Below are 15,094 nucleotides of genomic sequence, written 5' to 3'. Positions count from 1 at the left end.
TCAAAATTTATTCTATCACTGAAGATTGATTAACTATGTGAGGGAAGTCACAATATTTGTATTAAATAATTAATACTAGTTATAAGGATTTGGACAGTGAAAAGTTTTCAACCTTAATAAGCTAGCAGATCCGCGTCGTTATGGGCTTTTTCCTGCTTGGATGGAACAATCTGTTCGTCGTTCACCTGCTTTAAGAGGGGCGCTTCTCCCCTGTGCAGATATCGCTTGAGCCTTGGCATTGACATGCTCCAGAACCGATATCCGAAAGCGTCAATGAGTTGCTTCATTTCCCGGAAGGTGTATTCAATCTTGAAGCGGTCGTCATAGGCTATAAAGTATGAAGCTCCTTTGAAATATGGGTAAATATGCTATAATAGATATGGAATGATACAGAATGATACAGATTGAACGTTGGGGGTGTTACAGAGTTGGACGGGCTGGATGAAGCAGTTACGAAGCATGAGCAGTTATTGCGTCATATCGAGCAGTTGAAAATAGGCTCCAAAATTTCTGTACGCAGGCTGGCCAAAGAGATGAGCGTCAGCGAAGGAACGGCCTATCGCGCCGTGAAGGAAGCGGAGAATCTGGGAATTGTTATTACCAAGGAACGAATTGGAACGGTTCGGGTGGAGAAGCGGCCGCGCGGTTTGTCCGAGCAGCTGACCTTTGCAGATGTCGTGAATATCGTAGAAGGACATGTGCTGGGCGGAAGCGAGGGGCTGGAGAAGCCTTTGCATAAATATGTCATTGGGGCGATGCGCGAGGAGGCGATGGCCCGTTATATTGACGCAGGCAGCCTACTGATCGTAGGTAACCGGGAGGATGCGCATTCTCTTGCATTGGAGCAGGGAGCGGGCGTGCTGATTACCGGGGGCTTTGGTACGAGCCGGGAAGTCAAACAGCTGGCCGACCAGATCAGTCTGCCGATTATTTCCTCGCGCCATGATACCTTTACTGTGGCTTCCATGATTAATAGAGCGATATTTGACCGTTTGATCAAAAAGAAAATTATGCTGGTTGAGGATATAGCGGCAGGTAAACCAAAGGTGCTGACGTTAAAAATCAACAGCACGCTTAGCGAATTTGAAGAGCTTTCGAAGACGACCGGGCAGCATCATTTTGCTGTAGTTGATGAATGGAACCGCTTAATAGGCATCGTCAGTCGCAAGGATGTGGAAGGACTGCAGCCGGAGCACACGATGGACAAATGTCTGATCCGCAATCCGGTAACCGTCACCTATCAGACTTCGTTGGCCTCAGCCGCGCAGATAATGGCGTGGGAAGGTGTGGATTACTTGCCGGTTGTAGACCGCAACCGCAAACTGTTAGGGTCTGTCACACGGCGTGAGGTGCTGGAGGCGCTGCGTAATGCCCAGAAACAGCCGCAGCTGGGGGAGACGTTCGACCAGCTGATTTGGAACGGGTTTGCCGAGGAGCGGAATGAGGACGGCTCGTTATTTTTTCGCGGCTTTATCATTCCGCAGATGGCGACCCATTTGGGTACGATTTCGGAAGGCGTACTGGTTAACGTCATGACACAGGCGGGTTATCGGGCGGCAAGAGACATGAGCGGCAAGGATTATGTACTCGACAATTTGATGACTTATTTTATCCGGCCGGTACAGATTGAAGATGCAGTCGTTCTGCGTCCGCTGCTGCTTGATATGAGTCGCCGCACCTGCAAGTTGGAAATTTCCATTTTACGGGAAAACCAATTGGTATGCAAGGCGGTAATGACGCTTCAATCCATTGAACACGGATAAACGCCAATGGATTGGAGTGAAGAGCGGGGCATGAAAAAAATAGGCTTAGTGACTTTCGGGAAGCTTTTCCTTCGCCTCCAGCCAAATTTGCAGCACACCTTCCATCACAAGCATCGTTTTGACCTGGATCGTATATTCCTTGTCACGAACGGTGTATTTTTTTTGATTCAGCAGCATGCGTACCAGCTTGCTGTCGGAGTCAATCTCGAACATATCTCTGCCGCGCAGCACCTCCAAATCTCGAATGACGCGGCGAAGAAGCTCTTTCAGGTTAATAGAGTCTATTTTTTCAGCCGACGTTTCCTCCGCGATCAGCTTGATTTCCTTGACAACGGTCTGGCGATTGCTGTATTTGCGCAGTGTTTTGTTGTCCTCTTGAGCCTGCTGGAGCCGGAATTGAAGATCCTGATTGTTTTTCCACAGCTCATTGAAGCTGACATGCCAAATGACATTGTAGACCATCCCCCCGGCAATCATACCGAGTACAAAAACCGAGGATATTTGCATAAAAGGGCGAAGACGCTCGAAGGGAGGCACTCTCATGATCTTTCCACCTCACGGACGTCCGTTTCCGCACACCCATTTGACCAGCTCTGTGCCCATATGAGCGCCCAAAAAGGCGAAAATCAAATACAGTACTTGCTTAATGGCAGGTGATAGATTGCCATCTATCATATTGCTCTCGATGACCCGGATTGGGTCCATCGTCCCTCCTACAGCAGCGGCAAGCGCCCATATTTTTATTCTTCCGGCAACCTCCAGCATCGTCTGGGTAGGCGGCTGAAGAGCTATCACCGCTCCCATTCCGCCGAGCATGGCTCCCCCGAGCACGATGCCGAAGGCGATGAAGAAATCGAGTATCGCTTTGGATATAAAAGTGCTCATGCTCTGTTCCTCCTTGTGTGTATACATCAGGCCCGCGCTTGTCTGCCCGGGTTCTGTACTTTTATTGTATGGGCGCTACTAACGCGGATATGATAAAATAGTTTGAAGAAAAACCAGCGGTGAAAGGAAGAGAAGCGCATGAGTTCATTTGTGCATTTGCATGTTCACAGCGAGTATAGCCTGCTGGACGGCGCGGCTCGTACCGCGGAGTTGGTCAAACAGGCTTCGGCTTACGGAATGAAGGCGCTTGCCCTTACGGACCACGGGGTCATGTATGGCGCTATTCCTTTTTATAGAGCGTGTGTGGAAAACAGCATTAAGCCGATTATCGGGTGTGAGGCCTATATTACAGCAGGTTCGCGCAAGGAGCGTGGAAGCCGAAAGGACCAGCCTATATATCATTTGATCTTGCTTGCCAAAAATAAAACAGGCTATCAAAATCTGATGAAGCTATGCTCCATCGGCCATTTGGAGGGCTATCACTACAAGCCGCGCATCGATATGGAAGTGTTGGCTGCCCATCATGAAGGCATCATATGCCTGAGTGCATGCCTGGGTGGAGAAGTACCGCAGCATTTGCTTCATGGCCGGGAAGCTGAAGCAAGGCGGGCAGCCGAGCGTTACCGCAGCATCTTTGGTGGTGATTTTTATCTCGAGCTGCAGGATCACGGTTTGTCGGAGCAAAAGCGTGTAAACCCTCTTTTGATTGCGCTGGCAAAGGAATTGGATATTCCACTGGTGGCGACAAATGACGTGCATTATCTGACCGAGCCGGATGCAGACGTCCAGGACGTTCTGATCTGTATCGGGACAGGCAAGACGGTTGACGATGAGGAGCGATTGCGCATACCGACACGGCAGTTGTATATGAAAAGCCAGGAAGATATGATCCGCTTGTTTCCGCATGTGGAAGAAGCCATTGCCAATACGGTGCGTATTGCTGAACAGTGTGAACTGGAACTGGAATTCGGCCAGTCCATTTTGCCTGAATATCGCCCGCTGCCTGAAGGCATGACTTCGTCATCCTATTTGCGCAGTCTGTGCATGCAGGGGCTGGAGCATCGCTACGGAAGTGATCCCGGATGGGAGCAGCCGGAGGAACGTGAAAAGCTGGATCAACGGCTGAACTATGAATTGAATACGATCGATAGTATGGGCTTTAGCGATTATTTTCTGATCGTATGGGATTTTATTGCTTTTGCTCATCAGCATAAGATTGCAACCGGGCCGGGACGAGGTTCCTCGGCAGGCAGTTTGGTTGCCTATGTGCTTAACATCACGAATGTCGATCCGATGAAATACAATCTGCTCTTTGAACGGTTTCTGAATCCTGAGCGGATCAGCATGCCGGATATCGATATTGATTTTAGTGACGAACGGCGCGACGAGGTTATTGACTATGTAGTTCAGAAATACGGAAACGAGCATGTCGCGCAAATTATTACTTTTGGAACGCTGGCGGCAAGGGCCGCAGTTCGTGACGTCGGGCGTGTGTTAAATGTACCGTATGGCGAGGTGGACAAGGCAGCGAAGCTGATTCCGGCCCAGCTCGGAATGAACATCCGCCATGCGCTGGAGATTACTCCGGAGCTGAGAACGCTGTACGAAACGAAGCCCAAGACACGTGAACTGCTGGATATGGCGATCAAAGTAGAGGGGATGCCCCGTCATGCCTCGACCCATGCTGCGGGTGTCGTTATTTCGCGGACCCCATTGACCGATGCGGTTCCGCTTCAGGAGGGAAGCGAAGGGGTTCCCCTTACGCAATATTCAATGGAAAATCTGGAGCGGATCGGTTTGCTCAAAATGGATTTTCTCGGATTGCGTACGCTCTCTATTATTGAACGCTGTATGCGTTGGATTGCAGAAGAACACGGGCAAGCGCCTGATTTTAGCCGTATCCCTGATAATGACCCGCACACCTACGATCTGCTGGGCAAAGGAGATACAGGCGGGGTATTCCAGCTTGAGTCGGCTGGTGTACGCCGGGTGCTCAAGGATTTAAAGCCGAGTGTATTCGAGGATGTCATCTCTGTACTGGCTTTGTATCGTCCCGGTCCGATGGGCTTTATTCCTAACTTTATACAAGCCAAGCATGGACAGGTTGAGGTTACTTATCCGCATCCCGATCTTGAACCGATCCTGAAGGATACGTACGGCATTATCGTGTATCAGGAGCAAATCATGCAGATTGCTTCGCGCATGGCGGGCTTTTCACTGGGAGAAGCCGATCTGTTGCGCCGTGCTGTGTCCAAGAAAAAGCGCGAAGTCCTGGATCTGGAGCGCGGCCATTTTGTGAAGGGCAGTGTCAAGCAGGGGTACACGGAGGAGGAATCTGAAAGGGTTTACGACATGATTGTCCGTTTTGCAGACTATGGTTTCCCGCGTGCCCATGCGGCTGCTTATGGCGTGCTGGCATTCCAGACGGCATATCTTAAGGCCCATTACCGCGTACAATTTATGGCGTCGATGCTGACAGCCGTCATGGGAAGTCACCGTAAAGTGGCAGAATATGTAATTGAATGCCGTCGTATGAATATAGAGGTGCTGCCGCCTGATGTGAACGAAAGCGGGGTGCTGTTTACCCCGTTGCAGCAGGGGAACATCCGCTTCGGATTGGCCGCGATTAAAAATGTCGGCACACAGGCGATGGAAAGCATTCTTGCTGTTCGCAAGGAACGGCCGTTTGACAGCCTGCTCGATTTTTGCCGGCGTGTGGACTTGCGGGTGTGTAATAAGAGAGTCATTGAATCGCTCATTCAGGCAGGGGCCTTTGATTCGTTGACAGGGCACAGGGCACAGCTGCTTGCCATGCTGGACGAAACGGTGGATGCAGCCGTTAAATGGCGCAAGGAACGTGATGATCTGCAAATTGACATGTTTGGTTTTGTGGAAATGCCCAATTGGGATATCGAATATCCCGATGTGCCGAAGTTCAGTGCGGGCCAGCAGCTCGAACTGGAACGTGAGCTGCTGGGGCTATATCTGTCCGGGCATCCGCTGGATGATTTTGAGACGCTGCTGGAAAACAGCCAGGCGGACCGTCTGATGGAGCTGGGCGATGTGCCGGATGAAACGGTCGTTGTGACCGTTGGCATGGTGGTGTCACTCAAGACAATTACGACCAAGCAGGGTAAGGCCATGGCCTTTATAGAGCTGGAGGACCAGGTAGAGCGCTGTGAGGTAGTGCTGTTCCCTGAGGTGTGGAAGCGAAGCCAGCAGTGGATCGAAAAGGGAGCGCTGCTGGCGCTGCGTGCCAAAATGCAGCAGCAGGACGAGCATTTCAAGCTTCTTGCGGATGAAACCGCGCCGTTAGCCGAAGATTCGCTGGCACGGCTCCTTAAGCGTCGTAGCACCGGGATGCGTCCACTTGCCGCAGCCGGGGCATCCGTACCAGCGGCTGGCTCCCCAGCCGGGGGAGCGCAGCGCGTGCCGTCGGCAGCCGCAACATCCCCGTCGCAGCCGAAGCCGACTCGCCCCGCCACGGGCGCTTCATCAGGCTCCGCCGCCGAAGCGGCTCCGGGCGGGCAAGCTCCGGCTCCGCGCAGTCCGGAGCGGGCGGCACGTCAGCGGGTGTTTGTCAAAATCACCCGCGAGGCCGAGGAGGACGCCAGCTTGCTGGTCAGCCTCAAGGCGCTGCTGCAGGAGCATCCCGGTGCGGTGCCTACCGTGCTCTTTTATGAGAGCAGCCAGCGTTTGCTGGCCTTGAGCGATGCGTACAGCATCAAGCCTTCGCCGCGGCTCTTTGATCAAATGGAGTCCATGCTGGGGAAAGGCACGGTAAAAGTCAAATGACGGACATGCTTTAATGAACATTTTCCTTCCCTCTCGCATACACTTGGAAAACTGGCGGGACAGAGCTTCAGCACGTATCCTGCACACATGAGGTCCCGTGCGGTGGAAGAATAGAACTGTACGGTGAAGGCAGGAGGGAAAATATGTCCTATGAATATGCAGAAAACCTGTTAAATCGTAGAGGTATTTGCCTTGAGTCCATTGCGGACATTGTTTATCAGCTGCAGCAAAAATATTATCCTCATTTGACCAAGGAAGAATGTATGGACAGTGTCAAAGCGGTTTTGCAAAAGCGCGAGGTGCAATATACGTTGTTCACAGGCATTGCGCTTGATGAGCTGGCCGAAAAAAAACTTCTTCCTGAGCCGCTGCAAGCCATTATGGAGGCAGACGAGCCGCTGTATGGAGTGGACGAGACACTTGCTCTTGGGATTACCAGCGTGTATGGTATGATCGGCCTTACCAGCTTTGGGTATCTGGATAAGGAAAAGACGGGAATGATCGAGCAACTGAACCAAAAAGGCAATGGTATTCACGTATTTCTGGATGATCTCGTCGCTGGCCTGGCCGCCGCTGCGTCCTCGCGTATTGCCCATCGGAGCCTTCACGCCAAGCATTATCCTACACCGCTGGATGCTTGACTGGACTGTATGAACAAAAGCTGCCAAAGCTTCTAGGCCCTCCAGATGATCTTGAATGAGCAGGAGGGCTTTTGTTGCGGGAAAAAAGTAAGGTATGTTATCATGAGTCTATTATATGGACTCAGAACTTGAGGCTTAGGGGGTAGAAACAAGGCATGTGGACGGTGATTTACATTGCACCGACGGCCAAGCTGGCTGACATGATTAAGCTCAAACTGTCTGAAGAAGGTTTCATGGTGCAGACCCGGGCCGTTAGCGCGTCCAAGCAACAGTTTGAGATACTTGTGCCTTCGGGTGAAGTCGAAGAAATACAGGAAGTGCTTAATTCGATTTTGCGCCCTTGAGTCCACGAGCGGCGGAAATGATACAGCAGCATGAATGGAACAAAGGATCGCACGATCGGCGGTAATGTTGTGCAACAGGCGTTGACGTGTGTATGAGCATAATGCATAGAGATGCTGCACAGACGGCAGAGGACCTTGTATCGGTTACGGCTGACAAATAAACGGCTGGAGAGGTGTAGTTGTGTTTAAAGATTTATTCCAAAAGAAGCGTAAATACGCGACGATCCCTTCGAATCGGGCGTTGAGCGGCGATCAATCGGACATGCCGGATCGTCCCAAACGGGAAATTCCCGAAGGTCTTATGACCAAATGTGGCAAGTGCGGAAGCATTCAATACAGCAAAGAGCTGGAAAAAAATTTAAAGGTGTGTCCGGTATGTGGATACCATATGCGTCTTAATGCGATGGAACGCATACGCATGGTGCTCGACGAAGACACATTTACGGAATATGATGGTGATATGGTTTCAGTTGATCCGCTGGATTTTCCGGGATACGCGAGCAAGCTGGAGCAGCAGACGCTGAAATCCGGCTTGCGAGAGGCTGTCGTTACAGGCGACGGCTTTATTCATGGACTTCCTGTTGTCGTAGCGGTGATGAGTTTTGACTTTTTTACAGGCAGCATGGGCTCGGTCGTGGGGGAGAAAATTACCCGTGTTATTGAACAGGCGATTGTCAAGCGTTTGCCGCTTATTATTTTCTCCACATCTGGCGGGGCGCGTATGCAGGAGAGCATTCTGAGCTTGATGCAGATGGCCAAGACAAGTGCGGCTCTCGCACGTCTGGATGAGCAGGGATTGCTTTATATTTCCGTTATCACGGATCCAACTACAGGTGGAGTATCCGCTAGCTTTGCTACGCTTGGAGATATTAATATCGCTGAGCCGGGAGCTGTATTTGGTTTTGCAGGCCGTATCGTCATTGAACAGACCATCAGACAGAAACTACCGGATGATTTTCAAACTTCCGAATTTAATTTGCAGCACGGACAATTGGATTTGGTTGTACACCGCAAGGAACTGCGTGATACCCTTGGGCAGCTGCTGGATTTACACAGTGTGAAAGGGGTGGAATAGATGGCTGGCGAATTGCCTTATGAAAAGCCCCTGGTCGAGATGCGACAGAAGATTGAAGAACTCAAGCAATTCGGGCAGGATAAGCAGATTGATTTTACAGACGAAATTAATCGTCTGGAGGAACGTTATCTCCAGATGGAAGAAGAAATATACGCGAACATTACAGCACCGCAAAAGATGCATCTGGCCCGTCATCATCAACGCCCCACATCTCTTGATTTGATCGAGCATGTGTTTACGGACTTTATTGAATTGCACGGCGACCGCTTGTTTGGAGACGATCTGGCGGTTGTAGGCGGAATTGCCAAGCTGAATGGTATTCCGGTGACCGTTATCGGTCAGCAGCGCGGCAAGGACACAAAGGATAACATTGCGCGGTTTTTCGGCAGTGCACATCCGGAAGGGTTCCGGAAAGGTCTGCGCCTGATGCAGCAAGCTGACAAATTTAAGCGCCCTATTATTACATTTATTGATACGAAGGGTGCTTATCCTGGTAATACAGCAGAGGAGAGAGGTCAATCGGAAGCGATTGCCCGCAATTTGCGGGAGATGGCAAAGCTTTCGGTGCCTGTTATTTGTGTGGTCATCGGCGAGGGTGGAAGCGGTGGTGCGCTTGCTTTTGCGGTCGGTAACCGGGTACTGATGCTGGAGCATGCCATCTATTCGGCTATTTCTCCAAACGGGGCAGCCTCGATCTTATGGAAGGATGCTTCCAAGGCAGATCAGGCGGCTGAAGCGATGAAGATTACGGCCAGTGACCTTCTGCGTCTGGAGGTCATTGAGGATATTGTGCCAGAGCCGAAAGGGGGCGCGCATCGCAACTATGAAGTGACTGCTGCTGCAATCAAGGAGACGCTGGAACGTCACTTAGCTGAACTGATGAATATGAGTTGCGATGAGTTGAGGGAAGACCGGTATCAAAAATTCCGGAAAATAGGTCAATACACCTTTTTGAAGCCTACTGTATCTGAGCCTATGTTGTAATAGACTAGAAAAGGTTAACCATAAATATAACGAATTTCCTATACAAATAGGAAAAAGTGTAGTAGATTTAGTTGTTGGAAAAAAGATATAAAGTAGCACCTTTGAAAATGGAGGAAAAATCCAAATGCGCAAAACTAAGATTGTATGTACTATCGGTCCTTCCAGTGAGTCGTTGGAAAATGTGAAGAAATTGATTTTGGCTGGTATGAACGTAGCCCGCTTGAATTTCTCTCACGGTGATTTCGAGGAGCATGGCAACCGGATTAAAAATATCCGTCAAGCTTGTAAGGAGCTTAACAAAAACGTTGCTATTTTGCTCGATACAAAGGGGCCGGAAATCCGGACAGGAAAGCTCGAGGTTGAACCGATCGAGCTTGTTCAGGATGAGTTCATTACGCTGACAACAGAGGAGATCCTTGGTACGAAAGACCGTATTTCCATTACCTATATGGATCTTCCATCGGACGTGGAGCCCGGCTCCACTATTCTGATCGACGATGGTCTGATCGGACTCACCGTTATTGAAGTATCAGGCACTGAAATCAAATGCCGCATCGTTAATGGCGGAACGATCAAAAGCAAGAAGGGGGTTAACGTTCCCGGCGTAGCTATCTCTTTGCCTGGTATTACTGAGAAGGATGCTAACGACATCATTTTTGGTATTGAGCAGGACGTTGATTTCATCGCAGCTTCTTTTGTTCGTAAAGCAAGTGATGTACTGGAAATCCGTGAATTGCTCGCCGAGCACAATGCAGGCCATATTCAAATTATTTCCAAAATCGAAAATCAGCAAGGTGTTGACAACCTGGACGAAATTTTGGAAGTCTCGGATGGCCTGATGGTTGCCCGTGGTGACCTCGGTGTGGAAATCCCTGCTGAAGAAGTTCCTTTGGCACAAAAGCTGATGATTAACAAATGTAACGTAGCTGGCAAGCCTGTTATTACGGCAACACAAATGCTGGATTCTATGCAGCGCAACCCACGTCCGACTCGTGCGGAAGCAAGTGACGTAGCCAATGCTATTTTTGACGGAACAGACGCAATTATGCTGTCTGGTGAGACAGCAGCGGGTAAATATCCGGTGGAATCTGTACTGACGATGTCCCGTATTGCAGAAAAAGCAGAATCTTCTCTGAACTATCGTGATTTGTTCAATAAACAAAGAACGGTGCAAGAAATCAGTATTACAGAGGCAATCAGCCAATCTGTTTCCATTTCTGCGCTTGATCTGCATGCCAAAGCGATCCTGACGTCCACGCAAAGCGGAACAACAGCGCGTATGATTTCCAAATATCGCCCTGAAGCTCCGATCGTCGCTGTGACAACACAGGAAAGAACGGTTCGCCGCCTGGCTCTGATCTGGGGTGTACATGCAGTACAAGGAAGACCGATTGTTGACACAACAGACAGTCTGTTTGACAATGCGCTGGAAGGCGGTCGCGCATCGGGCCTTGTAAAAGAGGGCGATTTGGTTGTGATTACCGCTGGCATACCGCTCGGCGCTTCCGGCTCTACCAACCTGATCAAAATTAGCTGTGTTCCTGCACAAGCCTAATTTTATCCACTTCACAATAACAAACAGCCCCTACCTTAAGGGGGACAAGCAAGCAGAGCATCCACATTGTTATGATAGGACTGCTCTTTTTTGCTTGTCTTCTAGTTTTTTATTTGAGCTCCTTCTTGCCGTATAAAAGCCAGAAATGCCTGTTGGATCATACTCTGGTGTGCATTACGTCGATATACAATGTTGATTTGATAACGGTCACGGTTTCCATCAGCCTCAGCACAAGGAAGCCATTCCACTGTTGGAACGCTGATATTATCGTTCTGTATTCCACAGGCAGGGAAGAAGGCAAGCGCATCCCCGCTGCCTACTACTTGCTTCACAGCCTCCCATGAGTTGATTTCCAGATGGGGCTTAAACTGTGCGGAGCACGAATCAACCGCAGACGCCCCGCTGTAGCTCACCCATGTATGCTTCGCCAACATATCAAGCCTGTCAGTATCCACTGGTTTGGATGCATGTACGCCTGCATTGCTGATCAACCCAACCCGATCTGAAACTACCATTTCTGCCACTGTATGCTCCGGCAGAGGGGCTTGATCGTCGAGAAATAAAAAATCAAATTCGCCCTGCTGGAATAGCTGTTTGATTATATCCGCGGGCTGAATCTCCAGTTGAATTCGGCATTCCGGGTATTTTTGAGTAAATTTAGCAATGATAGAGGGCAGAAGATATGTGCCTGATATTGACTCTGCACCCAGTTGCAATTGACACTGTGATTTTGCTGCGAGTTCATCTACAGCCTGTCTTGCTTCCTGCTCCAGGGTGATGATCTGCTTGGCGTAAGGTAGCATTTTTTTTCCGGCTTCCGTTAACATAATTCGGCCTCGTTGAAGAGAGAACAGGGGGACTCCCATTTCTTTTTCCAAGCTTTTCATATGGAAACTGACCGTGGGCTGTTTGATTTGCAAAGCTTCGGCCACATCCGTTGCCTTATGGAATTTGTCGATGAGCATCAAAATACGCAATTTCAAAATATTCATGGATTGGGACAGACCTCCTTATATGTGAAAGATCAATTATAGATTAATTATATACATGAAAATAGTTTATCTATCAATATTTTATATTTGTTTTACAAAACCACGCCGTTCGTCTAACATTCCAAGCCTACAATGAAAAAGTGCTGATGGTTATAAATAAAAAAACCGTCACTTAACGAAGGGGAGGACAATAAAAAATGTTAAAAAAATGGCCGTTCATTCTGATGACTCTCACCATGGTATTTGCACTTGCAGCTTGCGGAACAAGCAACAATGCTGCACCACAAGGAGATGCTGCGAAAGGAACAGACAAGAATGCAGCTGCTGAACTGACAGGTAACATCCTGGCTGTTGGCTCCACGGCACTTCAACCATTGGTAGAGCAAGCGGGACAAAAATTTATGGCTGTGGATAAATATAAAGGCATTTCAGTTCAAGTACAGGGCGGCGGCAGTGGTACTGGCTTGACCCAGGTTTCTGGCGGCCAAGCGGATATCGGCAACTCTGACGTATTTGCAAAAGAAAAACTGGAGAGCGGCGCGGATGAGCTTGTCGATCACAAAGTAGCAGTTGTAGCAATGTCAACAGTCGTAAATCCTAAGGTTGGCGTAACAGATCTGAAGAAAGATCAATTGGTACAAATTTTCACTGGTAAAATCACGAACTGGAAAGAAGTTGGTGGTGCGGATCAAAAAATCGTAATTGTAAACCGCCCAAGTAGCTCCGGTACTCGTGCCACATTTGAGAAATACGCATTGGGACAAAAAACAGAAGACCTTCCGGGGTCCATTCAAGAAGACTCCTCTGGTACTGTGAAAAAGCTGGTTGCTGAAACACCGGGCGCTATCGGCTATCTGGCACTGTCCTACATCGACAATACAGTAACAGCTTTGAAATACGATAGTGTTGAAGCCAACGTGGAAAATGTAGAACAAGGCAAGTATCCAGTATGGGCTTACGAGCACATGTACACCAAAGGCGAGCCAAAGGAACATGTAAAAGCATTCCTGGATTACATCCTGTCTGATGAAATCCAGAAATCCGATGTCGTAGACCTGGGATACATTCCGGTATCAGGTATGAAAGTAAAACGCGATGCTGATGGTAACATTACGAAATAAGGGGATAATTATCCTGTTCGAATGAATGCAGCAAATGCGAGTATATTTACGAAGAAGAGGCGGACTGACGTCCGGCCTCTATTCTTCGGTTAAAAGGAGTTACAGTATGGAACCAACTGAAGGGAAGGCATTCATGGAACAGAATAAACGTTCCCGAGTGATGAAAGAAAGACATTACTGGGAAGAATGGACCGGCCGCATGTATACGTCGGTTTGTGTCGTTTTTTTAGTTGCAGTCATCATCTCTATCGTATATTTTGTTGCCTCCAAAGGTGTAGCGACATTTGCAGCGAACGGAGTCAGTCTGCGTGAGTTTTTCTTTGAATCCAAATGGAGCCCGGATGGTGAGCCCGCTTCCTTCGGCGCGCTTCCATTCATTACTGGCTCTTTTGCCGTAACCATTTTGGCGGCCTTGATCGCCAGTCCGCTTAGTCTATGCGCGGCTTTGTTTATGACGGAAATCGTGCCGAAATCCGGTAAACGCATCCTTCAGCCTGCCATTGAACTATTATCCGGTATTCCGTCGGTTGTATATGGCTTTGTTGGCTTGACCGTAATTGTCCCGCTGCTGCGGAACGTATTCGGGGGACAAGGGATCGGTATCCTGGCAGGCTGCCTTGTGTTGTCTGTAATGATTTTGCCGACCATTACAAGTATTATGGCGGATGCATTATCATCCTTGCCGGGAGGGCTGCGGGAATCCTCTTATGCGCTTGGGGCTACCCGCTGGCAGACGATTGCACGCGTCATTATTCCGACACTGCTGCCGGCTCTGTTGACGGGTGTTATTCTTGGCATGGCTCGTGCTTTTGGGGAAGCATTGGCTGTGCAGATGGTGATCGGGAATGCACCGCACGTACCACACTCCTTGCTGGAATCCGCTTCGACTTTGACCAGCGTTATTACACTTAGCATGGGCAATACAGCCATGGGTTCGGTGTATAACAATGCTCTGTGGAGCATGGCGCTTGTTCTTTTGCTCATGACATTTATCTTTGTGCTGCTGGTAAGGCTGCTCGAAAGGAGAAACCGGGTTTGATAAAAGCTAAAACGACTGACAAGATTGCTACATTTGTAATCTGTTTCTTCGCTTTGTTCATTGTCGCACTGCTGGTGGGCTTATTGGGATTTATTTTGGCTCGCGGAGTAAGTCACATTTCGTTTGACTTTTTGACCAGTGCGCCTCAAACGTTACGCGCAGGTGGGGGCATTGGCCCACAGCTGTTTAACTCTGTATTTTTGCTGATCTTAACCTTGATCATTACCATTCCGATTGGCTGGGGTGCCGGCATTTACATGGCTCATTATGCAAAGTCGGGAAAAATTACAGACTTCATACGACTTGTCGTTGAAGTGTTGTCGTCGTTCCCGTCCATCGTCATCGGTTTGTTTGGACTTTTACTTATCGTAAATACGTTTAATTTCGGCTTTTCCCTATTGTCGGGAGCGTTGGCTCTCGCCGTATTTAACCTGCCGCTGATGGTTCGTACGACCGAACAAGCTTTCCGGGCCGTACCGAAGGAGCAAAAGGAAGCCGGACTGGCGCTCGGATTGTCCAAATGGAAAATCATCACCTCCATTTTGCTGCCGGCTGCACTGCCAAGCTTGATTACGGGCACCATTTTGGCCGCAGGCCGGATTTTCGGCGAAGCTGCCGCATTGCTGTTTACAGCAGGCATGAGTACACCGCCGCTTGACTTTACCGACTGGAATCCATTGCATGCCAGATCGCCTATTAATCCGTTGCGTCCTGCCGAAACACTCGCTGTGCATATTTGGAAGGTCAACAGTGAAGGCATTGCCCCTGACTCCAAGGATATCGCCGCAGGCGCTTCCGCGGTACTGGTACTGCTCGTACTTGTCTTCAACCTGTGTGCAAGATGGCTCGGAAGAGCCGTTTACCGCCGACTAACAGCTGCCAAACGTATGGATTAGAAAG

14 protein-coding genes are annotated in these 15,094 nt (G+C 49.3%); 10 read left to right on the top strand and 4 right to left on the bottom strand.

Going from position 1 to position 15,094, the window contains the following annotated elements; translation table 11 throughout:
* Positions 1-113: 113 nt before the first annotated feature.
* A complete protein-coding gene (locus tag JO375_RS24640; protein WP_267497782.1) occupies positions 114-239 on the bottom strand; it encodes a hypothetical protein in 126 nt (41 codons plus the stop codon).
* 189 nt (positions 240-428) lie between these two features.
* Between JO375_RS24640 and JO375_RS20240 the strand changes: the two genes are divergently transcribed.
* A complete protein-coding gene (locus JO375_RS20240) occupies positions 429-1,763 on the top strand; it encodes a DRTGG domain-containing protein (protein ID WP_229526885.1) in 1,335 nt (444 codons plus the stop codon).
* A 45-nt stretch (positions 1,764-1,808) separates the two neighbouring features.
* Here the strand turns inward: JO375_RS20240 and JO375_RS20235 are convergent, their stop codons facing one another.
* Together JO375_RS20235 and JO375_RS20230 are read right to left on the bottom strand one after the other, a co-directional pair.
* On the bottom strand, positions 1,809-2,306 hold the full coding sequence (locus JO375_RS20235; RefSeq protein WP_229526156.1) for a hypothetical protein: 498 nt from the start codon (positions 2,304-2,306) through the stop codon (positions 1,809-1,811).
* Between the two features lie 12 nt (positions 2,307-2,318).
* A complete protein-coding gene (locus JO375_RS20230; protein WP_229526155.1) occupies positions 2,319-2,648 on the bottom strand; it encodes a YtrH family sporulation protein in 330 nt (109 codons plus the stop codon).
* Positions 2,649-2,786: 138 nt separating this feature from the next.
* Between JO375_RS20230 and JO375_RS20225 the strand changes: the two genes are divergently transcribed.
* The 6 genes from JO375_RS20225 to pyk all read left to right on the top strand — a co-directional run bounded on the left by JO375_RS20225 (position 2,787) and on the right by pyk (position 11,042).
* Positions 2,787-6,443, top strand: a complete 3,657-nt coding sequence (locus tag JO375_RS20225; RefSeq protein WP_229526154.1) for a DNA polymerase III subunit alpha — start codon at positions 2,787-2,789, stop codon at positions 6,441-6,443.
* 143 nt (positions 6,444-6,586) lie between these two features.
* Positions 6,587-7,084: a phosphatidylglycerophosphatase A family protein gene (locus JO375_RS20220; RefSeq protein ID WP_229526153.1), complete on the top strand. Its 498-nt coding sequence runs from the start codon at positions 6,587-6,589 to the stop codon at positions 7,082-7,084.
* 155 nt (positions 7,085-7,239) lie between these two features.
* The gene (locus JO375_RS20215) at positions 7,240-7,428 is read left to right on the top strand and encodes a glutamate decarboxylase (protein WP_229526152.1); all 189 of its coding nucleotides are present in this window, start codon (positions 7,240-7,242) and stop codon (positions 7,426-7,428) included.
* Positions 7,429-7,609: 181 nt separating this feature from the next.
* Positions 7,610-8,503, top strand: coding sequence for an acetyl-CoA carboxylase, carboxyltransferase subunit beta (gene accD, locus JO375_RS20210; protein ID WP_229526151.1), 894 nt, complete (start codon positions 7,610-7,612; stop codon positions 8,501-8,503).
* A complete protein-coding gene (locus JO375_RS20205; RefSeq protein WP_229526150.1) occupies positions 8,504-9,487 on the top strand; it encodes an acetyl-CoA carboxylase carboxyltransferase subunit alpha in 984 nt (327 codons plus the stop codon).
* Between the two features lie 124 nt (positions 9,488-9,611).
* Positions 9,612-11,042 (top strand): pyruvate kinase, encoded by a 1,431-nt coding sequence (gene pyk / locus JO375_RS20200; protein WP_229526149.1) that lies wholly within the window; start codon positions 9,612-9,614, stop codon positions 11,040-11,042.
* A gap of 101 nt (positions 11,043-11,143) precedes the next feature.
* Here the strand turns inward: pyk and JO375_RS20195 are convergent, their stop codons facing one another.
* Positions 11,144-12,034: a LysR family transcriptional regulator gene (locus JO375_RS20195; protein WP_229526148.1), complete on the bottom strand. Its 891-nt coding sequence runs from the start codon at positions 12,032-12,034 to the stop codon at positions 11,144-11,146.
* 197 nt (positions 12,035-12,231) lie between these two features.
* On the opposite strand from JO375_RS20195, the gene JO375_RS20190 reads away from it, so the two are divergent.
* The 3 genes from JO375_RS20190 to pstA all read left to right on the top strand — a co-directional run bounded on the left by JO375_RS20190 (position 12,232) and on the right by pstA (position 15,090).
* Positions 12,232-13,155, top strand: coding sequence for a phosphate ABC transporter substrate-binding protein (locus JO375_RS20190; RefSeq protein WP_229526147.1), 924 nt, complete (start codon positions 12,232-12,234; stop codon positions 13,153-13,155).
* 106 nt (positions 13,156-13,261) lie between these two features.
* Entirely contained in the window at positions 13,262-14,194 is a 933-nt protein-coding gene (pstC, locus tag JO375_RS20185) for a phosphate ABC transporter permease subunit PstC (protein WP_229526146.1), read from the top strand.
* Positions 14,194-15,090 (top strand): phosphate ABC transporter permease PstA, encoded by an 897-nt coding sequence (pstA, locus tag JO375_RS20180; RefSeq protein WP_229526884.1) that lies wholly within the window; start codon positions 14,194-14,196, stop codon positions 15,088-15,090. The genes pstC and pstA overlap by 1 nt, the downstream gene beginning before the upstream one ends.
* Positions 15,091-15,094 lie beyond the last annotated feature (4 nt).

Origin of the sequence: Paenibacillus farraposensis (assembly GCF_020736845.1) — a bacterium.
In the GTDB taxonomy this organism is placed as follows: Bacteria; Bacillota; Bacilli; order Paenibacillales; family Paenibacillaceae; genus Paenibacillus; species Paenibacillus farraposensis.
The sequence above is the reverse complement of the archived record's forward strand: the minus strand, read 5'-3'. Positions and strand labels throughout refer to the sequence as shown.

What these genes read in the sequence shown, in the direction of transcription:
- JO375_RS24640 (WP_267497782.1), bottom strand. Translation starts at nt 239, where the DNA reads ATGCCAAGGCTCAAGCGATATCTGCACAGGGGAGAAGCGCCCCTCTTA.
- JO375_RS20235 (WP_229526156.1), bottom strand. Translation starts at nt 2,306, where the DNA reads ATGAGAGTGCCTCCCTTCGAGCGTCTTCGCCCTTTTATGCAAATATCC.
- JO375_RS20230 (WP_229526155.1), bottom strand. Translation starts at nt 2,648, where the DNA reads ATGAGCACTTTTATATCCAAAGCGATACTCGATTTCTTCATCGCCTTC.
- JO375_RS20225 (WP_229526154.1), top strand. Translation starts at nt 2,787, where the DNA reads ATGAGTTCATTTGTGCATTTGCATGTTCACAGCGAGTATAGCCTGCTG.
- JO375_RS20220 (WP_229526153.1), top strand. Translation starts at nt 6,587, where the DNA reads ATGTCCTATGAATATGCAGAAAACCTGTTAAATCGTAGAGGTATTTGC.
- JO375_RS20215 (WP_229526152.1), top strand. Translation starts at nt 7,240, where the DNA reads ATGTGGACGGTGATTTACATTGCACCGACGGCCAAGCTGGCTGACATG.
- JO375_RS20205 (WP_229526150.1), top strand. Translation starts at nt 8,504, where the DNA reads ATGGCTGGCGAATTGCCTTATGAAAAGCCCCTGGTCGAGATGCGACAG.
- pyk (WP_229526149.1), top strand. Translation starts at nt 9,612, where the DNA reads ATGCGCAAAACTAAGATTGTATGTACTATCGGTCCTTCCAGTGAGTCG.
- JO375_RS20195 (WP_229526148.1), bottom strand. Translation starts at nt 12,034, where the DNA reads ATGAATATTTTGAAATTGCGTATTTTGATGCTCATCGACAAATTCCAT.
- JO375_RS20190 (WP_229526147.1), top strand. Translation starts at nt 12,232, where the DNA reads ATGTTAAAAAAATGGCCGTTCATTCTGATGACTCTCACCATGGTATTT.
- pstC (WP_229526146.1), top strand. Translation starts at nt 13,262, where the DNA reads ATGGAACCAACTGAAGGGAAGGCATTCATGGAACAGAATAAACGTTCC.